Source organism: Anabaenopsis sp. FSS-46 (assembly GCF_029891665.1).
Lineage (GTDB): Bacteria > Cyanobacteriota > Cyanobacteriia > Cyanobacteriales > Nostocaceae > Anabaenopsis > Anabaenopsis arnoldii.
Genome location: NZ_JANQDG010000067.1, coordinates 96,608 through 115,182 on the forward strand (window position 1 = coordinate 96,608; position 18,575 = coordinate 115,182).

Consider the following 18,575-nt stretch of genomic DNA (forward strand, 5'->3'; position numbering starts at 1 on the left):
ATATTTTGCTAATTTGAAGACAATTTCGGAACGGAAATTAAAAATACCCAGGGTGAGGGTATTTCAGCAAGTCATCCTGCACAACAGCTTAACTTGATTTTAGCTTTAATTTTAGCTAACCTGTCCACGGCTAACCTCCATTCTAAGGCTGGGGGCGGGCTTAACGTTTGATTATTGGTCATAGATACAATCGCAGGCAAGATACCTGCCCCAGCAAGGATATATATTATACTCCTAATGCCTCATTAACCCACTGTTCCAGAGTATTAACTACTTCCTCGATGGCTATTTCTTGACTTTCATGGGTGGCGCGTTTGACTACTTCTACTTTGCCATTGTTAATAGCCCGACCTGTAACTATTCTGTAGGGTATACCAATTAAATCGGCATCTTTAAATTTTACTCCAGCGCGTTCATCGCGATCATCAAGTAATGTTTCTACACCTGCTTTGTTAAGTTCAGTGTACAGTTTTTGGGCTATTTCAACCTGTTGAGCGTCTTTAATGTTAGGAATTGTGACAATTGCATGATAAGGTGCGATCGCCACTGGCCAAATAATGCCATCTTTATCATAGGATTGTTCTACAGCCGATTGTGCTAGTCGTGATACACCCACACCATAACAGCCCATAAATAGGGGGTTTTCTTCCCCTTGTTCGTTCGTATACATTGCTCCCATAGCTTTGGAGTATTTGGTACCCAATTGGAAAATATGCCCTACTTCAATCCCTCTAGCGGTTTGGAGAATTTGATTAGGGTCATGAACAGCGCGATCGCCCGGTCTAGCCTTACGTATATCTACCACTAAACTAGGTAACTCGAATTGTTCTCCCCAATTAGCACCAACAACGTGATAACCTGATTCATTAGCACCTGTAACAAAGTTTTTTAAATCGACGGCCGTTTTATCAACTAACCGGACAAACTGAGGATGTAAATCCTTACGAGCCGCAATATAATCATCTCCCAGATTAGGGGCAATATAACCTAAAGGTAAAGATTTAGCCGCCCATGTTTGCTGCATTTCGGCATTGGGTACATCCAAGCTAATAATAGCCTTAGCACCATAGTTAGAAGCAAGTTTAGTCAATTCATTCTGCAACTTCACCTCATTCACTTCTTGGTCACCGCGGATACTCACCAAAAACAATACAGTCACACCATTGTCATAAACAGTTTGGTAAAGGACATTTTTCACAACTTGAGTAGGAGAACAATTGAGCAGTTGACATACTTGCTCAATAGTCTGTGTTCCTGGTGTTTCCCGTTTCTCATAGGTTGTAAACGGAGAGATTACCGCATCCACAGCTAAAGAAACCGCCTTTTCCACATTAGCGGCATATTTACCATCTGGAGTGTAAAGAACTTCATCCTCTCCAGCATCCGCCAACACCATAAATTCTGTAGAACCAGAACCGCCAATAGCCCCAGAGTCAGCTTCTACAGCCCGGAATGCTAAACCAGAACGGCGGAGCATATTGCTATAGGCCTGATACATATCTTGGTAGGTTTCCTTAAGACTGACCTCATCCACATGGAAAGAATAACCATCCTTCATAATAAATTCCCGCCCCCGCATCAACCCAAACCGGGGGCGAATCTCATCGCGGAATTTAGTTTGAATTTGGTATAAATGTAAAGGTAATTGACGATAGGAGCGAATCATATCACGAGCAATAGTCGTGATGACTTCCTCATGAGTGGGCCCTAATCCCAACTGTTGTTCACGGCGGTCAACCAGGGAAAACATAATCCCCTCAGCCTTAGTGTAAGTATCCCAGCGTCCCGACTCCTGCCACAACTCAGCCGGTTGTAACTGGGGTAAGAGACATTCTTGTGCTCCAGTGGCGTTCATTTCCTCCCGGACAATTTGGGAAACCTTTTGTAATACCCGCCACATTAACGGCAAATACGTATAAATACCGCTACCGATACGACGAATATAACCCGCCCGCAGTAATAGTTTATGGCTAGGAATCTCAGCATCAGCCGGATCATCCCTGAGTGTAACAAATAACATTTTTGATAGTCGCATCGTTATTTTCCTTTTGAAAAATTGCTAGTGTTTAAAATTAATTACATCTGAAGTTTGCCATAAACATATAGGATTTTGGCAGGAGATTAGGTAGTATATGAATCTTAAAACTCTTGTGGGGTGAGCATGGTGCCCGCCCTGGTATACCTGACATCGATGAAATGCGCTGTAATTAATCAGCCGCCTCATTAACTGGGAACCTATCAATTAATTGCATCGCCCGATAAGCATTACGCTGGAAATCTTTAGACAAATGGGGAACATGGGGGATCTGGGATAATAAATCTAAAGTCCGGCGTAAAATTCTCACGACATCGCCTTCATCCAAAGTAGTATTCTCACAGAGTTCTGTCCACTGTTTCCCCAGGGACCACTGTTCTACTATGGCAATTAATTCAAATTCCAACCAGATGGGCAAAGCGACATTGTACCGCCTTTGCAGTTGAAATATTTTGCGGCGAATTCCCCGCAGTGTTGCCAAAGCTTCTACGACTTCGTTACTAAGTTCAAAGTGAACTCTACTATCTGGGCGGGGGGGTTCGATGACTAAAGCTGCAACTGCGGCGGCTAGATGGTGGGGATCTAAATTGTCCAATTGACCACTAGCGAACACCAAACCCAGCCATAATTCATTTTCTCCGCGAATGGCGGCAGCAATTTGTCCTAACTGTGTGGGGACTAAGTTATCTAAACACTCAAAGTATTCCAAAATAGAAATTAAATTAACAAATTCTTCCCAATGGTGTTGTGAGTGTTGCGCGACTTGTAATTCTAATTCTTCGAGTTCGGCTTCTAATTCCACATAACGAGCGCGGCGTTTAAAAATCTTGCTGACATTGCCAGATTTATGGATGGGATTAGCTTCTAATTCCTCTTGGACTGCGGTAACGCGACCCAGTTGTGCGGCTACTTCTGGGGACATATACAATGAGGCTTGTACTGGAGGAATACGTTGAGCGATCGCAAATGTTTCGTGATTACCGCGAAGTGATTTCCCCGGTTTTAACTGTAAATCTGGGGGTGGTACGATCTGCTCTGGTACATCCACCCGTGGCAACTCAGCATACAAATCGATTACATCGGCAGTTGTGACTACATACCAGCGATTATCTTGTCCTAAACACACCAAGTAAGGAGCTTCTGAAGCAGCACTAGGTGTTTTTCCCACTAAGACCGCTGTTATAGGTATAGACACATCTACGTCTTTCCCCTTGAGACTCAACAGAGTTCCTGTCACTGCAAAGCTCAACATCATCACAAATTCTTCTTGGCGACTTTCTAGAGCTTGTTCTTGCAGTGTTGTCAATAACTGGCGTTCGACTTTCAAACGTTGCCGCAATTTCTGATAAACTGCTAGTTCATGTTCATTAACCGTGGCGATTTGTGCTTTGAGTTCGGCTAATTGGGTTTGTAGCGAGGCAATTTCTTCATACTCTGGTCTTAAATGCAGTGTTGCCATGTACTGCCCAAAGCTGCGTTCTATCAGTTCCCTGGCTTGTTCAAGTGTGTGGATTTGCAGCAAGTTTAGTACCATACCATAGCTAGGTGTAAACTGACTCACCAGGGGGTCTGGTTTAGATGTAGCTAAATACGCCGCTTCTTTTGAGCCTTCAAAGGGGGTTTGTACTGTAACTACATGACCTTGTAGATCCATGCCTCGGCGACCTGCCCGTCCTGCCATCTGGAGGAATTCAGAAGCGTTTAGTAGGCGATGTCCAGAATCAGTACGTTTGGAAAGGGTAGAAATTACTGTTGTCCGGGCTGGCATATTGATCCCTGCTGCCAAGGTTTCCGTAGCAAATACTACTTTAATTAGCCCCTGCTGAAATAGTTCCTCTACTAGTCCTTTCCACGCAGGTAAAATTCCGGCATGGTGAGCAGCAATACCTCTGTATAGAGGGGCAATTTGTCCAGAACGCCCAGCATCAGGATTTCGGGTTAAAAAATCATCAATTTGCCGCCGTAATATTTGCGACTCATCATTATTGACTAGCCATAAATCACCAACTTCTGCCACCGCCTGATCACATCCGCGACGACTGAATATAAAGTAAATCGCCGGGAGCATATCCCTTTGCTGTAGCTGACTGAGGGTGTAAGCTATCCCCGGTGCTTCTGGTCTGCCGGTTCTGCCCCTGTCTTGTTGTTTTCTTTTGCCTCTATTGGCCAGACGGGGGTTAATTTTAGTTTTACTTTCATTGAGCAGAGGAAACAGCCCCTTGGGATTGCAGTAGTAAAATTCTAGGGGAACGGGACGAAAATCCGAATAAATCAGGTCTGTCGGACCGTGAACGCGATTTAACCAGTCAGTGAGTTGATCGCTGTTGGCAACAGTTGCGGAGAGGGCTACTAGCTGAATTTCACGAGGACAGTAGATGATGGATTCTTCCCAAACTGTCCCCCGCTGGCGGTCATTCATGTAGTGACACTCATCTAGCACTACGGCCTCAACGTCTACTAGGGAAATGCCCACCTGCCCTATGGGTGTGCCATAGAGCATATTGCGGAAGATTTCTGTGGTCATCACCAGAATTGGTGCATCCCTGTTAATGGAATTATCTCCAGTTAACAATCCCACCAACTCATAGCCAAATTCCTCACGAAAATCACGTAATTTTTGATTGGACAGAGCTTTCAGGGGCGTGGTGTAAAATACACGCTTACCCCGGGATAAGGCTCTATAGATGGCATATTCCCCAACTAACGTTTTGCCCGAACCTGTAGGGGCACATACGACTACGGAGCGTCCAGAATTTAGGGACGCGATCGCATCTTTTTGGAACTGATCCAGTGCAAAGGGAAATATTAACCCTAAGTCTAGTTCTGGAGATGGTGCGGGATAATTCACTCAATCAAATTTGCAACCGGACTTTTTTACTATATTAACGGGTATTTGCCCTTGGTCATGAGGCGATTTTTCCTCACTTCCCCAACTCTTGCGATCGCAGTGCCGACGCTTTAACTGCTTCAATTAAAGCCGAGCGAAATCCTGCCCTTTCCAGTTGGGCAATACCAGCAATAGTGGTTCCACCGGGACTGGTTACCCTGTCTTTGAGTTCTCCGGGGTGGATTTTGTGTTCTTGCAGGAGTTTTGCTGTGCCCAATACAGTTTGCACAGCCAGCTGATTAGCCAGACCCCTGGGTAAACCTGCGGCTACTCCTCCATCAGCCAATGATTCCACCATTAAAGCTACGTAAGCCGGACCACTACCAGACAGTCCTGTCACTGCATCCATGAGCATTTCTGATACATCTACCACTTGCCCCACTGCCGAAAAAACTTGCTGTGCTAGTTTGTGATGCTTACCATTAGTATATGCTCCTAAACACAAAGCTGTAATTCCCTCCCCCACTGTGGCGGGGGTGTTGGGCATAGCTCTAATTACTGGTAGTTCAGGGAATGCTGATTCTAGTTGGCTTAAAGACACTCCTGCCAAAATCGAAATTACCAGGGGCGATATTTTTGTAGTCAGGACATCTGCTAATTCTTGAGCGATCGCACTGAACACCTGGGGCTTTACCGCTAATAATACTACTTCTCTCGCTTCCGTGAATACAACACAATTATCTGTAGTTACATTTACATTATATGTTTGCCTTAAATAATTTTGGCGTGTCGGTTGGGGTTCACTGACCATCACTTCCGATGGTTGATAGATTCCCCGGTCAATCAAGCGGGATAATAGCGCTTCTCCCATTACTCCGCCACCAATTAAGCCCAATTTAATAGTCATTAAGTTATGTAGTCAATCAGAGCAGATTTAAACCCTTCATTGATGGCATAATACCATTTTGGTTAAACCTGCTCCTACAATCATCAAAAATTTGAGTTGAACTAATGGAACTTCATTGCACCATTCTGTTAAGGTCTGTACCCCATTGACTGGAAGTATTTGAGGGACGTGAAGGACGAGGGGGCGCTTGTGGTACTTCATGCAGAACTGTCCCCGGGGTACTAACTTGCACACAACTGGGGGTAAACAAAAAGATACTTTCTCCAATGCGCTCTTGATGTCCGTCCAGGGCATAGGTTCCCCCAGCTACGAAATCTACAGCTCGTTGTGCTTGATCAGGATCCATGATCGTCAAGTTTAAAACAACTGACTTACGCTCTCTGAGTGCTTTAATAGCTTCGGGCATTTCTTCAAATGTTCGAGGCTCAAGTACTAACACTTCTGAAATTCCGTTAATTGCTCCTGGCATGTTAATCACATTCCCCATGGTAGGCTTCGATCCTGAGGCTATATCATTACCCATTGTAGTCATGGGTTCCTGCCAGCGTCGATTTTGAACACTAGCCGGTGCTGGTGGTGGTGCTTGGGGATTTTCCTCTTGATACAGGTTCTGGTAGCGACCAGGATCTGTTTCCGGTTCCTCTTCGTAATATTCGTATTCCACCTGTTCATTGAGACCTACAAAGTCTCGAAGTTTAGTAAAAATGTTATTCATTTTTATGCTCCTGATAAAAGTTACCCTTATTGATTTGGCCAGTAATTAATGTAGCCATAGTAGCTCAGTACACAGCTAAGATTGAATAATTTTCTTGCCGTTTATAGCTTTTATTGCAAATAGGGTTAGTCAATTGAAATTTGAGGGAACGCCTGTAGATTAACTTACACAAAATAACGCGTCAAGATTACAGCGTAATTATTGTTCCGGGTAAAAATTTTCTTTCCCGGATTTTTTTGCTACTCATCTTGACTGAATTTTATTTTTTGTATGCTCATACATAACCAGGGATGAACATATCTGTGTATTTTATCCCTAGTAATATTAATACCAGAAGCAAAAAATTAATGGTTCATATCCTAACTTCTCTCACCAAATAAGATAGTACCTAATCTTACCATAGTTGCCCCAGCCTGTACTGCCAGTTGGTAGTCCCCCGACATACCCATGGAAACTTCCCGCATTTTTAGGTGCGACCAGTTTTGCTGCTCGATTTCTTTAGCTAATTTATATGTACTGTTAAATACATCCATTGTTTCCGCTTCATTCAATCCTAAAGGGGGAATTGTCATTAAACCCTGAATTTGTAAATCCTCACATTTGTTCAGAGCCGGTAAGTCGGCTAGTAGTTGGGGAACGCTCCAACCTGACTTATTAGGGTCAGGGAGGATTTTCACTTGTAGGCAAACCTGAGGACTGACTCCTAACTGTGCTGCCAATTGATTTAAACGTTCTGCCAGTTTTAAACTATCCACTGAGTGAATCCAGTCAAATAATTCCATGGCTTTTTTAGCTTTATTGCTTTGCAAACTGCCAATAAAGTGCCATGTAATATCCGATAAGTCTTGTAACTGGGCTTGTTTACTGGCTGCTTCTTGGATGCGGTTCTCGGCAAAATTACGAATTCCGGCATGATAAGCAGCGCGAATTGCTTCAGGGGGAAATGTCTTACTCACAGCCACCAATCGCACTGAAGCAGGTAGTGAACCACAAATGTTAGTAATACGTTCGCTCATGGAACTGGTCATTGGAATGTGCGCTGGAAAACACTCTGAAGTTGATCGTACTCCTGGGATGGACCACTGCGACGCAGAGTACGCAAGCGATTTTCCAACAACATTCGGGCTTCAGTACGTCCTATGGACTGAAATTTGAGACCTTTAATATCGTTGGACACCACAAAAAATAAACGTTGGGCATAAAGTGTAGTGAATAGATCCTGGTTGTCATCGACCATACAGATCCGATAAAGCAAACCCCAAGTTGGATGATTGATGTAGGTTTCTAAGTTTTCTGGATTCATTTAACAGTCAAGTTGGGAGTATATATCTCTTCGTAGTTCAGTACAAATGTTCACAAGATAATACACCCCTTTTGCCAGCATCTTTCGTGAGCTTATAAGAAAATTAGTGATTCTGGCCTTTGAATGGCAGTTATCAAAACCTGCGTCCTGTGTGTAATTGGCAGATGAGGTTGGTAACAGGAAAGTAGAAATGCACAACAAACCACTAAGGTAATTACTTTAGTCTCTTTCCATATTGCCATAATTATTCGCCTGTGGCACAAAATAGCTCAGAGGATCAGCGACTAAGCCATATTTCCTATAACTAGCCTAGCAACCCAAAATAGGGTAAGCATAGCGATCGCCAGCCAATCTCTAGCCCTCAGACGTAATTCATGCCATTTGACTTGATGCTCACTAGGACTAGTGAACCCCCGCACCATCATAGCGTTAGCCATTTGTTCGGCTCGTAGCAGGAGATTTTTTAACAGTCTCTGTGCTACAATCATCCAAACCTGAGCTGCTCTTTTCCAGCCCAGTTTTTTCCAATTAATCGCCCTGGTCATCACAGAGCGAATTAAATTTTGCACCTCTTCCAGAACTAGGGGGATAAATCGCAACGACAAAGTTAAGGTGAGGGTAATTTCAGTTACCGGCACTTTCAACCTTGCCAAGGGCTGCATTAAACTTTCTATAGCAGTGGTGATTTCTTCGGGTGCGGTTGTCAGCAGATACAGGTTACTGCTATAAATCACAGTAAATATAATTGTACTGACTCTAATAGCCAAATCAATTGAGCGACGAGTTACCTTAACCGGCCCTTGATGAAATAGAATGTAGCTGTAGTTTTTGTTTTCCCGTGTTGGTACTGAAACAATCTCGGCGTTATTACTGGTACTTCCTGGAGGAATTAATATCTGTTCGCTAGCGGGTAAACGCTGCTGATACCTTACACCCAGACCATCGGGACTAATACTAATAATCCCAAAGACAAACACAGACAATGTTAACAGCCATACCATTTGCTGTTTCCACACTCGCTGGGGTATTCTGGCCATTACAGTCAAAATAATTAACAGTCCAACTAGTAGTATTCGCCACTCGTTATTAGCAAAGGTGTAGCTAGTGAGAAAACTCATCAACCAAGCAATTTTCACCCGTGCATCGAGTTTGTGTAGCCAAGTTTGCGGCTGTTCTAGGTACAGTCCAAGGGGTAGCGATCGCAATAAGTCCATTTATCAGTGCTAAGTAGTAGAGAGTCAGGCTTGATATTGACTATTTTGGCCTGACATAGGCGAAATATAACCCTGAGAAGATGTTAAACTTATTTGACACGAGTTGCTCTGTTGACGCTACCTAGTTCCATCTCTCGGACTTTTTTACTGCGCCAAATTAACCGGATAGGTGTACCTTTAAATCCTAATTGTTGGCGGAATTGCCGTTCAATGTAGCGGCGGTAATTGTCATTAAAGCGTTTAGCTTCGTTGACGAATAGGGCGATAGTTGGTGGTTGCACCGCCACTTGAGTCCCATAATAGATTTTACCTTGACGACCGCCACGCGTAGCCGGGGGTGAATGCCAACTTACAGCATCTGTGAGCACTTCGTTAATTACAGAGGTAGTTACACGGCGTTTGTGTGACTCAGCAGCTTCATTCACCAAGTCTAAAATCTTATTTACCCGTTGTCCTGTGGAAGCACTAACAAAAATGGTTTCTGCCCATTCTGTAAAATGTAACCGGGCTTCCAGACTCTTTTCGTAGTCGTAAATGGTGTATGAATCTTTTTCGATGGCATCCCATTTGTTCACGACAATTATACAAGCTCGACCCTCGTCTATAATCCGCCCGGCTAATTTTTGGTCTTGGTCTGTGACTCCATCTAAAGCATCAACCACTAATAAAACCACATCGGCGCGGCGAATGGCCTTAAAAGCACGGTTAATACTAAAGAACTCTGTACCGTATTCTATTTGTTTTTTTCTGCGAATGCCGGCGGTGTCAATCAAGCGATAAATTTGCCCATTGCGTTCAACCACGGTATCAATAGCATCGCGGGTTGTGCCGGAAATAGGGCTAACAATTGATCTTTCTTCTCCCACAAAAGCATTTAATAAACTGGATTTACCCACATTGGGTCGGCCGATAATCGCCACCTTAATCTCGTTAGTTTCTTCTACTTCCGTGACCATGGGGATGTGAGTAATTAACTCATCGAGTAGTTCCCCAGTACCACTACCATGAATTGCCGAGATAGGAAAAGGTTCCCCCAAGCCTAAAGACCAAAATTCAGATGCTTGAATTGCGCCTTGTTCTGGGGATTCACATTTGTTCACAGCCAGTAACGCCGGTACTGGTTGCTGACGTAACCATGTAGCAATTTCTTGATCTGAACCTGTCAGCCCAGTTTGACCGTCTACAACAAAAATTGCCGCACTGGCTTGTGAGAGCGCGGTGAGTGCCTGTTGGCGAATTAGCGGCAGAAATTCCGTATCATCGTTAAATACTAAGCCCCCTGTATCTACAACGATAAAATCCCGATCGCGCCAGTAAGATGGCATATAAGTGCGATCGCGTGTTACACCCGGTTCATCGTGGACAATCGCCGTTTGCTCCCCGGCGAGACGATTAACCAGGGTAGACTTGCCCACATTCGGGCGACCGATAATAGCAACAATTGGCAGTCCCATAAAACCAGGGTGAGTGAGAGTAATAGGCTATTATATCATTTATTTATTGTAACCATTTTAAGTTCTAATGTAGTTTATCGAGGCTGATGTAGTGTTTTGAGTCAGAACTACCGAGTAATAAGCTTATAATTCTACCATAAACAGCTTGGCATTATCTATGAGTCGTTCAGCCCCTTATCAACCTTTGTTGTTGCGAGTTCTCCATGGTATTAACGGAATTTTAGTCATTACTTCCATCATTACTGGCTTCCTAGTTTACAATACATTCGATGGCAGATTTGGCAAAGTCCTCATTCCTAGAATTGATCCAATTCAAGATATTCATGGAACTGTAGCTTTATTCTTTTTACTGTTATTACCAGCTTTTGTACTTTATAGCTTTCATGCGGGACAAAGGCGGCTATTACAACCCGACTCCATACAAAATTTAACACAGGTTGGTAAACCCATTTGGTGGGTAAGTTCACAACGGATTATCAATACTCTGATGTTGCTGTCCTCGGTTTTGGCGGTAATATCTGGCAGAATGATGAAAGAGGAATGGCTACCTACAAGAGAACTTGATCACTTATGGTATTACTGCCATCTGATAACTTGGGTAATTATGGTTTGTTCTTTAGCGATTCATATTTTGATGTCTGCTAAAGTAGGTGGTGCGCCATTGTTACTATCAATGTGGTCATGGAAATTCCGCCCAGGAGATAGTCCGAAAAACTGGTATAGTCGTTTGCGTAGTTGGTTGCGTAATTTTGCCATTAATAATTTTAGTAACCAAATTAACCAGTTAATACAGAGGAATTTTTCCCTGATAATTATTGAGGGTGTTGTGTTGCTTGGAATTATAGCGGCATTTGTGCTGCCACTGTTTTTCTCTGGTGGATAATAAATATTATCGAAAAAATATTTACTATTGAGCAGATTCGCCAAAGAATCCTCTGACTCAAGCCAGAGGAAGGTAAATAACTATGTCTAAAATTTTACTTTTGATTGAGAGCAACTCTTAACTGACTCAGCAGATGATTAACGGCGGTAAAACTTGGGTTTTTCGCCAATGCTTGCAGAACTACGGGGCTACTTTCCTGCACAATTTGATTATATGCAGTCAGAGCATCGTTAAACTTATTAATATCCACATTTTGGTCTGGTCCTGTCAGTTCACTTAAAGCATTTACCAGTGATGTTACTGGTGATGGTGACACTTCTAAACTCACTATAGAAGATTTGACCTGATCTACATTATCTCCACCCTGCAAGATATATTCAATGGAATCAGAGGGCGTATTTTTAGCCAGACTTGCACTGAGTAGATGATCGAGAACTGCATTTAAATCATTCTGAACTTCCGGGGAGACCCTCAAAACTCCCGCCGAAAAATTACCATCATTAACAACTTGAACATTAACCCCGGTTGCCGGTACAATATCACCCATTGAGGAAGTAGAATCTATACCAGTTCCCGGTACAATCTCCTTATCTCCAATTAAAGAGGCAGAATCTGGAGAACTACCCGGTACAATCTCCTTACCAGCATAGGCTCTATGAGGCGCAGCCGCCAGATAAGTAAAACAAGCCAATGCTACCGCCAAATTTAGCAAGAATGTTTGTTTCTTCATGATTTTTATGATTGATGAAATTGCTTAAAACTTGAAACTGTACCCTGCACTCAGCGCAAAACCTAAGCCAGTATCAAAATTACGACTAATGTCTGTCAGAATAGCATTGATAACTATAGGTCTATTTCTGAAAGGAGCAATAGACGTACCTACATTCACACGATTTCCCGTCCAGCTACTGACTAGGGATGCTTCAGGTATGACTCTTAAACCTAGACTCCCGAAAATATTAGCATTATTTCCCCCTGCGGCTCTTGCGCCTAGAGAACGAAAACCGCCGTTACCAAAACCCACAGAAATAGTCAAAGGTAATTGATGATGTGGGTTATCTGGTTGCAGTAGAAACGCCCTAGTAACGACTCCATAAATAGTGTCTTTATTATCGGAAGATTCTCCCCATTTGAGAGCATTTGACCAACCCACGGCTACAGATGTACGGTCACGTAAGTATTTGTGGAGTTTTAACCCCATATAGCCGCTAGTCCCCACATCAAACTCTCCACCTTTAAAGTAAGTACCCCCGGAACTAGCAAAGTTAACATTAACTTCCAACCCTACAGATTTCAACGGATCTCCTAACCCAAAACCAGCGGAGTAAGAGCCATCTCGAAAGCCATCGGAATCTTTCTCTAAAGGGAAAAGTAAACCAACACCAACATAGACTTGACCACCACTTGCACCATAACCAGAAGGAGTACCAGCTGTTGAACCAGGGAAACCCCTTCGCGGTTCAGTTTTGATGATGCTTTGTTGGGTGTTGATGATGGGATCAATTAATAGTTCTTGGCGTAATGTATCACTATTGCTAGGGATATCCTCCTCAGGTGATGAAAGTTCTACATCTGTGCTCAATTCCGGTTGTTTTTGCGACAGTAAATTAACTAAATTAGTTGGCTGTGGGATTTCTTCTGGTGATTCTCCATCAATATTATCGTGGTGGGATGTCAATAAATTTTGACTTGTGTTTATTTTGCTGTTTAGTACATTCTTAGATGAAAAACCCAGATGAGCACCAGAATAATTCCTGATTTTTTCAAGTTCAATGTTAACAGCTAAATCCTCACTGTTACTTGTGTGTAATTTAACAGGATTATTACTTTTTATTGGTGTTAATAATCTTTCACTGAGGGTGATATATGACTTCTTGTTAGCTGGGTATATTGATGATTTATGGCTATTTTCACCAGAATAAACCTGATTTATTTGATTTGGTAAAATCATATTCTTCTGTGCATTATCCGCAGCAGATACAGACTTTATGGTCATAGCGGTCAAAATCAGAAGACAACTTAGTAAGACTGTCCCTAAGTTAGAAAAAACATAGTCAAGTCTAATAAATTTACAAATGTCATTACTATTGCTGGTTTTTTGTATCTTATACATCACAATATTGGTGAGATATTTACAGCATATTGCTTTGTTTGTGATCACAAAGACATGATGAACCAGCCCTGAGCGTTAGCGTCGCGTTTAGTAGATAAGCTACAGGTTCATAGATTTAGACAGACTAACACAGATAAATTTGTAATTTATTTAGATGAAAAATGTTAGATTAATCTTTATTTTTTGTTCAAAGTAAATTTATATAACCCTTGTCATCTGTATGGGGTTTTGACACTCCCTACGCCTAAAAGCGGGTCTAGTATTAGTGAGGTTTTTTGCTTTTGAGAACGAAAAAAGTAATACCCTATTCAACGCCTTAGTAGGAAAAGCTTTCTGGGGGGAACTGTAAGGGTAAAAAATAGAAGACTAACGCAAAGAGCGAAATATAACCCTTCCTGGGGTTTCTTCTTGATTAATGCTCGCATATACCCGCAGACAAGTTAACACTTCCCCTGGAACACCGCCACAGTTGAGTTGGAGGTCATCTTTAGAGAAAGAACAGACATCGGCATAAAGTCCAGATAACTGCCGAATCCGCACATCATAACCCATATTCACCGCCGTTTGAGCCATTTTTTTTAAAATACGTCGTGATTCTTGCTGTAAATTACCCCACCAGGAATAACGCTCGACGGGTGGGACAAATACTAAGGAGTGTATGGCCTCATCTATATCTATCCAGGCACGCAGACTTAACAACTCATCAGAATTTGACTCGGCTTGTTGCAAACGCTGCCAGCGATCGCTTAAAGTATTTATATATTGAGTGCGTTGTTCTGGCTGGGAGTGCAAGGGCATAATATCAAAGGTAAACACAGTCTTTAAAGCATGATGTAAGTCTGGGTCTATTTCAGTAAATCTCAGGAACAGCTGCACAAAGCCAGCGATACAGTATAAATTACCATATTGGTCAGTTGGATTAACTCCCGTATTTAATAAGGCTTTCTCAGATAAAGATAACCCCGGCGCTGTTACACTCCCCTTCAGTCCGGGATAAATTATTTGATCACGGCTAAAAGGAAGTTCAGCAACGTGTAAATTATCTGGTAGTGCGCCTACTTGTTCAGCTAAATCTAAGACGCGCGATCGCCAAGCTGTGGCGATATTTTCTGGAACTCGCAGCAGTTGGCGGTGAATTTCGTTCCATAGGTCAGCATCGGTTTGGCTTTGTAGTTCAGCAGTACCTAAATATAACTTTAGTTCGGCATCAGCATTAAAAACCGACCGCAGATGAGTCAATTTTAACTCAGTTGGGAGCAATATCATGGCGATCGCATCTTCTGGGGGAGAATCTGTCCGTGGTTGCAATAACCCGGAGATTTCCCGTAATAACTCCTCACATATTTGAGTACCGGGGTCGAGGGGAAATTCTGAGATAGCTTGAGTTAAAGTCGCCTCTAGTCCACGTAAACTACATTTAAGTAATTTAGCCAACTCTGACCCTTGTATTGCTAATAACTGGCGTAATTGCTGCATGAGTATAATACTAAAACTGATGATAGCGTTTCAAACCCCACCCCAACCCTCTGGTTATCAAGCAGAGGGAGCAAGAGGTGAAATATTATCAAACTCAGATGCTCCCGTCAAAGTACCTACTCAACCGAGGAAGTTTAATGTACACCACAAAAAGGGTCGCGTTCCTTATCCACTTCGTTAGGTTGTAGTTCTAATTCGGCCTGATAAACACATCCTGGCTGTTTAAGACATTCTTGACTAGTGGAGGTCCAATAGGGAACCTCCCCTGCGTGTATTCTCAGAAAACCTTTGTTATCTAGAGTCACGTAATATTTACAAGGGTAATTGGTGGCGACATCTGGTTTACTTAATGCACCGATGCGGATCCATTTTTTGGTGTTAGTGGTGGTATCTGTTTGATAAATATAAAATGTGTGCTGACGGCTTTGGGGAAAGGGAGGTAAAGGGTGACTGACTAAACCGGTTTGTGACTGCTGTTCCCCATGATGGACATAGTGAAATTCTCGCAAAAATTGACTATTATCTTTTCCTGCTTCAAAAACTAAATGATAGGCGTTGGGCTGGTCAACAGTTGCTGACTCAATCACATTGACTGCAATATCACCATCATTTAAGTTGTGCTTGGGACTTTCTAAGGCAATATTCCACTTTAACTTACCATCAGCAAATAGGGCTGCTGTTTCGGAAGCTGCTAATAGTGCAGCACCCACATCAATACCAGGAAGGTCAATTAAATAATGGGGGTTCCCTTGACAAAGTAAAACCCTAAATTCTAGAGTCTGGTCAATTTCAAATTGAACTTTGATTTTTTTAAGAAACTCAGTTTCTGACATTCCTAGTTTTTGCATCAGGTTTTTACCGTCAAAGCTCCCCCACAGTCGTAAGTCTCCCTCCTCGTAGTCTTGGCGGTAAATAATATTAATTAATTGTGTCCCTTGCCATTCTGTGCGTACTTTGGCGGCTGTTTCTGTGGGACTGATTTGATAAAGTTCCTGTCCAGCTTTGAATATGGTTAAAAGTTCGTTGCTTTGGGTTTTGCGTTTGAAGTTACAAGGTAGATAATAAAAGAGATTTTTCACGTCTATTTCTAACTGATTTGCTCCTTTGCGCAACAATTCCTTAGACTCTTCGGGGTCAAATCTCAGTCGGCGGAGTTTCTCAGCGTAGCAAGCACCGGCGGAGGTAGCGAGTTTTGTAAATTCCAAGACAAAGGTAATTCTTTCTGGGTTCCAGACGAAGTAAGGGGATTTACTAAATTCTTCGTAGATGTAGCGCTGTACTAATTCCAGGTTGCAAGTTTTACCAGATAAAATCAACCAGTCAACTTTATGAGTATTCCAAGCATCTATATTTTGCCCATGGAAACCCAGGCGACTTTCCATGAGTCCTTTAGCGATACCAATTCCCTCCTTAATAGTGGAAGCGGCGGCGCGTTCAAATTGTTCGCTGTCGATGATAACGCCAATATTATCAGGGGTTCTGACTTGAAATTTAATTCCACTTTGAGTGAGAAGTTCACAAATGTGAGTTTCGGAAATAGTGAAAGTTAAAAGATGATGCTCTGATTTTTGCCCCAGTTTGAGTTTAGCTGATTCAGCATGCTCCCAGAGAGTATAAAAGGTTTGTAGGCGCTGGGGTACTTGTTGCCATCTGGTGGGTAATACTTTCTCGGCAGTATCTAGGGCATCTTTATAAGCAGCATCACCATCAGGGTTTTCTTTATCTATACATTTTAATAAACTGCCACTTTTAAATTTTCCTTCTTCAATAAAACGTTCATTTAATTCTGTGTTAATTAAATCTTCTAGCTTTTCGCTTTCGATGTCCCCTGTAGTTATTGCCGTTAACAAAAAGTCTGCGATCGCTACTTTTAATAACCTAAATATTCGCAGGGTAATTAATTCACCGCCCAACTGTAAATGCCCTGATGAGCCTAACAGTTTGGGAGTAAGTTTATAGTAACGTCCTCCTAATCCTCTATCTTCATAGTCTGCAAAGGTTGGGGTATTATCATCTAAAGTCAATTCAATCAAAGCTAAGTCTGTGGTTCCCCCCCCGATATCCAAGACGAGGACATTTTGCGACCATTTGTTTTCGACTTGACGACAACGGGTTTTAAATGATTCAATGCCAATATTGAGATTACCACCAAATTCTCGCCATAAAAAGAAGATTGCCACTGAAACAGCCTCATCATAGGCGGTTTGGACATCATCAATACCCAACTGTTCCACTAATTCTTTAACTTCCTTACGGACTAATGGGGGGGCGACAGTAGGGTAAGTTACAACAGCTGTAACGAAATCTCCATCAGAAAACTTGCGCCTAGCGCGTTGGCGGTAATCTTCGGTTAAATCGATTAAATGAGCCCAAGCTGCTTGGATAAGTTGGTTAACATGAATTATTTCTTGCTGAGTATTTAAAATCACTGGGAAAGTGCGATCTTGTCCAAAGTAGCGCTTGGGTGAGTGGTGAAATCTGCTGATAATTTCTTTTAAAGAGACGCTGCTACCTTGGGCGATGGCTTTTTTTCTATTATCCCTGGCTTCTCTACCCATGCGTAGTTGTAAATCTGTCAAGGTAAAGATTTCCAATTCGCTGGGTATTTCTGTATCACGGCGATTAATATCTAAGACGACGGGGATTAAGTTTTGCGATTCTAAAGTAGGTACACGAAAAACTTCATGGTATATTTGGTAAAGTTTTTTGCTAGCGGCCCGCCGGAATTTCTCGCTGTTACCTAGACATAACTCTATTTGGCGAATTGCTTCTAAGAATCGCTCTTTTTGGTCAGTTTCAAAAACTGATGCTAGATTATAGGGTTCCATTTCTAGGTTTTTGCTCACATCAGCAATAAATTTCTCCCAGTCATGGGGGTTGACATCGGGTAAAGCTACCGATGGGGGGGAACTCAACCACTCGGCCATGCGATGGCGTAACCTGATTTCTTGTTCCCTGGGTAAAATTTCGGCGATGGGAACCTCAATGGGATCAAAGAGTGTGACTGTAGAGTTGGATGTACCAAAATCCAATGCTAACCATCCGGGAAATCTTTTTTGTGGTTGGTTTTCAATATAGGGACTGGTTTCTATGGGGATGGTCACGGCTTCGGCCTCAATGATTTCTTCATCATCCATTAATGGTGACCAGAGATAACATGAAGCTTCAGTTTCCCGGGGTTCAGAAAGTACGGGATCTCCTAAAGCGTCAGAATCGAAATACTCAACACTTACGGACAAAGTACAATTAATTGGTTCTCGAAAAGGGCGAGTTAACTTACAAGGATATTGCTCTAATTGCCCGATTTGGGAAATTTTAGGAGTTACAGAATCAAATGGTTTATATGCTTTTTTAATTTGTAATGCTAATTCCTCCGGCGTACCGGTGACAATGCAATTAATTCTAGCAATGTGAGGGACATTATCCCCTGCTGCTAGCAGTTGGATGGTGGGTAGTTCCAAATATTCTTTTTCTTTAATATGCACTTGAAAATTAGGTGCGAGCCGAATCTCTACAGGCATTTATTTCTCCTGAAATTAATAATAAATTGCCAATTAAAATCTAGTATCTGTGGTTAAAGTGACCGAAAATGTACCGAACTAACTAGAAATATCGAAAATAGTAAACAATTAAGGCTTTGAAACCTAA

At 42.4% G+C, this 18,575-nt stretch carries 13 protein-coding genes; 1 reads left to right on the forward strand and 12 read right to left on the reverse strand.

Annotated features, from left to right (window positions below):
* Positions 1 to 226: 226 nt before the first annotated feature.
* From NWP21_RS07765 to der, 8 genes are all read right to left on the reverse strand, one after another.
* The gene (locus tag NWP21_RS07765; protein ID WP_280792231.1) at positions 227 to 2,035 is read right to left on the reverse strand and encodes a proline--tRNA ligase; all 1,809 of its coding nucleotides are present in this window, start codon (positions 2,033 to 2,035) and stop codon (positions 227 to 229) included.
* 172 nt (positions 2,036 to 2,207) lie between these two features.
* A complete protein-coding gene (locus NWP21_RS07770) occupies positions 2,208 to 4,883 on the reverse strand; it encodes an RNA helicase (RefSeq protein ID WP_271731129.1) in 2,676 nt (891 codons plus the stop codon).
* A 73-nt stretch (positions 4,884 to 4,956) separates the two neighbouring features.
* Positions 4,957 to 5,769, reverse strand: a complete 813-nt coding sequence (gene proC, locus NWP21_RS07775; RefSeq protein ID WP_280792232.1) for a pyrroline-5-carboxylate reductase — start codon at positions 5,767 to 5,769, stop codon at positions 4,957 to 4,959.
* A gap of 112 nt (positions 5,770 to 5,881) precedes the next feature.
* A complete protein-coding gene (locus NWP21_RS07780; RefSeq protein ID WP_271731132.1) occupies positions 5,882 to 6,484 on the reverse strand; it encodes a cell division protein SepF in 603 nt (200 codons plus the stop codon).
* 359 nt (positions 6,485 to 6,843) lie between these two features.
* Positions 6,844 to 7,512 carry a YggS family pyridoxal phosphate-dependent enzyme gene (locus NWP21_RS07785; protein ID WP_280792233.1) on the reverse strand — a complete coding sequence of 223 codons (669 nt, stop codon included), beginning with the start codon at positions 7,510 to 7,512 and terminating at the stop codon, positions 6,844 to 6,846.
* Positions 7,509 to 7,787: a transcriptional coactivator PipX gene (gene pipX, locus NWP21_RS07790; protein WP_271731134.1), complete on the reverse strand. Its 279-nt coding sequence runs from the start codon at positions 7,785 to 7,787 to the stop codon at positions 7,509 to 7,511. The genes NWP21_RS07785 and pipX overlap by 4 nt, the downstream gene beginning before the upstream one ends.
* 284 nt (positions 7,788 to 8,071) lie before the next feature.
* Positions 8,072 to 9,001 carry an energy-coupling factor transporter transmembrane protein EcfT gene (locus NWP21_RS07795; protein WP_280792234.1) on the reverse strand — a complete coding sequence of 310 codons (930 nt, stop codon included), beginning with the start codon at positions 8,999 to 9,001 and terminating at the stop codon, positions 8,072 to 8,074.
* Between the two features lie 89 nt (positions 9,002 to 9,090).
* The gene (der, locus tag NWP21_RS07800; protein WP_271731136.1) at positions 9,091 to 10,455 is read right to left on the reverse strand and encodes a ribosome biogenesis GTPase Der; all 1,365 of its coding nucleotides are present in this window, start codon (positions 10,453 to 10,455) and stop codon (positions 9,091 to 9,093) included.
* A gap of 157 nt (positions 10,456 to 10,612) precedes the next feature.
* On the opposite strand from der, the gene NWP21_RS07805 reads away from it, so the two are divergent.
* Positions 10,613 to 11,338: a cytochrome b/b6 domain-containing protein gene (locus NWP21_RS07805; protein WP_280792235.1), complete on the forward strand. Its 726-nt coding sequence runs from the start codon at positions 10,613 to 10,615 to the stop codon at positions 11,336 to 11,338.
* 94 nt (positions 11,339 to 11,432) lie between these two features.
* On the opposite strand, the gene NWP21_RS07810 is transcribed toward NWP21_RS07805, so the two are convergent.
* The 4 genes from NWP21_RS07810 to NWP21_RS07825 all read right to left on the reverse strand — a co-directional run bounded on the left by NWP21_RS07810 (position 11,433) and on the right by NWP21_RS07825 (position 18,448).
* A complete protein-coding gene (locus tag NWP21_RS07810; protein ID WP_280792236.1) occupies positions 11,433 to 12,068 on the reverse strand; it encodes a hypothetical protein in 636 nt (211 codons plus the stop codon).
* Between the two features lie 24 nt (positions 12,069 to 12,092).
* Entirely contained in the window at positions 12,093 to 13,334 is a 1,242-nt protein-coding gene (locus NWP21_RS07815; protein ID WP_280792237.1) for a hypothetical protein, read from the reverse strand.
* Positions 13,335 to 13,817: 483 nt separating this feature from the next.
* Entirely contained in the window at positions 13,818 to 14,927 is a 1,110-nt protein-coding gene (locus NWP21_RS07820) for a hypothetical protein (RefSeq protein ID WP_280792238.1), read from the reverse strand.
* 134 nt (positions 14,928 to 15,061) lie between these two features.
* Entirely contained in the window at positions 15,062 to 18,448 is a 3,387-nt protein-coding gene (locus NWP21_RS07825) for a molecular chaperone (RefSeq protein WP_280792239.1), read from the reverse strand.
* Between the last annotated feature and the right edge of the window lie 127 nt (positions 18,449 to 18,575).

Excerpts from the sequence above, each read along its gene's own strand:
- der (WP_271731136.1), bottom strand. The coding sequence starts at position 10,455 with ATGGGACTGCCAATTGTTGCTATTATCGGTCGCCCGAATGTGGGCAAG.
- NWP21_RS07785 (WP_280792233.1), bottom strand. The coding sequence starts at position 7,512 with ATGACCAGTTCCATGAGCGAACGTATTACTAACATTTGTGGTTCACTA.
- NWP21_RS07795 (WP_280792234.1), bottom strand. The coding sequence starts at position 9,001 with ATGGACTTATTGCGATCGCTACCCCTTGGACTGTACCTAGAACAGCCG.
- NWP21_RS07820 (WP_280792238.1), bottom strand. The coding sequence starts at position 14,927 with ATGCAGCAATTACGCCAGTTATTAGCAATACAAGGGTCAGAGTTGGCT.
- NWP21_RS07825 (WP_280792239.1), bottom strand. The coding sequence starts at position 18,448 with ATGCCTGTAGAGATTCGGCTCGCACCTAATTTTCAAGTGCATATTAAA.
- NWP21_RS07805 (WP_280792235.1), top strand. The coding sequence starts at position 10,613 with ATGAGTCGTTCAGCCCCTTATCAACCTTTGTTGTTGCGAGTTCTCCAT.
- proC (WP_280792232.1), bottom strand. The coding sequence starts at position 5,769 with ATGACTATTAAATTGGGCTTAATTGGTGGCGGAGTAATGGGAGAAGCG.
- NWP21_RS07810 (WP_280792236.1), bottom strand. The coding sequence starts at position 12,068 with ATGAAGAAACAAACATTCTTGCTAAATTTGGCGGTAGCATTGGCTTGT.
- NWP21_RS07815 (WP_280792237.1), bottom strand. The coding sequence starts at position 13,334 with ATGACCATAAAGTCTGTATCTGCTGCGGATAATGCACAGAAGAATATG.
- NWP21_RS07780 (WP_271731132.1), bottom strand. The coding sequence starts at position 6,484 with ATGAATAACATTTTTACTAAACTTCGAGACTTTGTAGGTCTCAATGAA.
- NWP21_RS07765 (WP_280792231.1), bottom strand. The coding sequence starts at position 2,035 with ATGCGACTATCAAAAATGTTATTTGTTACACTCAGGGATGATCCGGCT.
- pipX (WP_271731134.1), bottom strand. The coding sequence starts at position 7,787 with ATGAATCCAGAAAACTTAGAAACCTACATCAATCATCCAACTTGGGGT.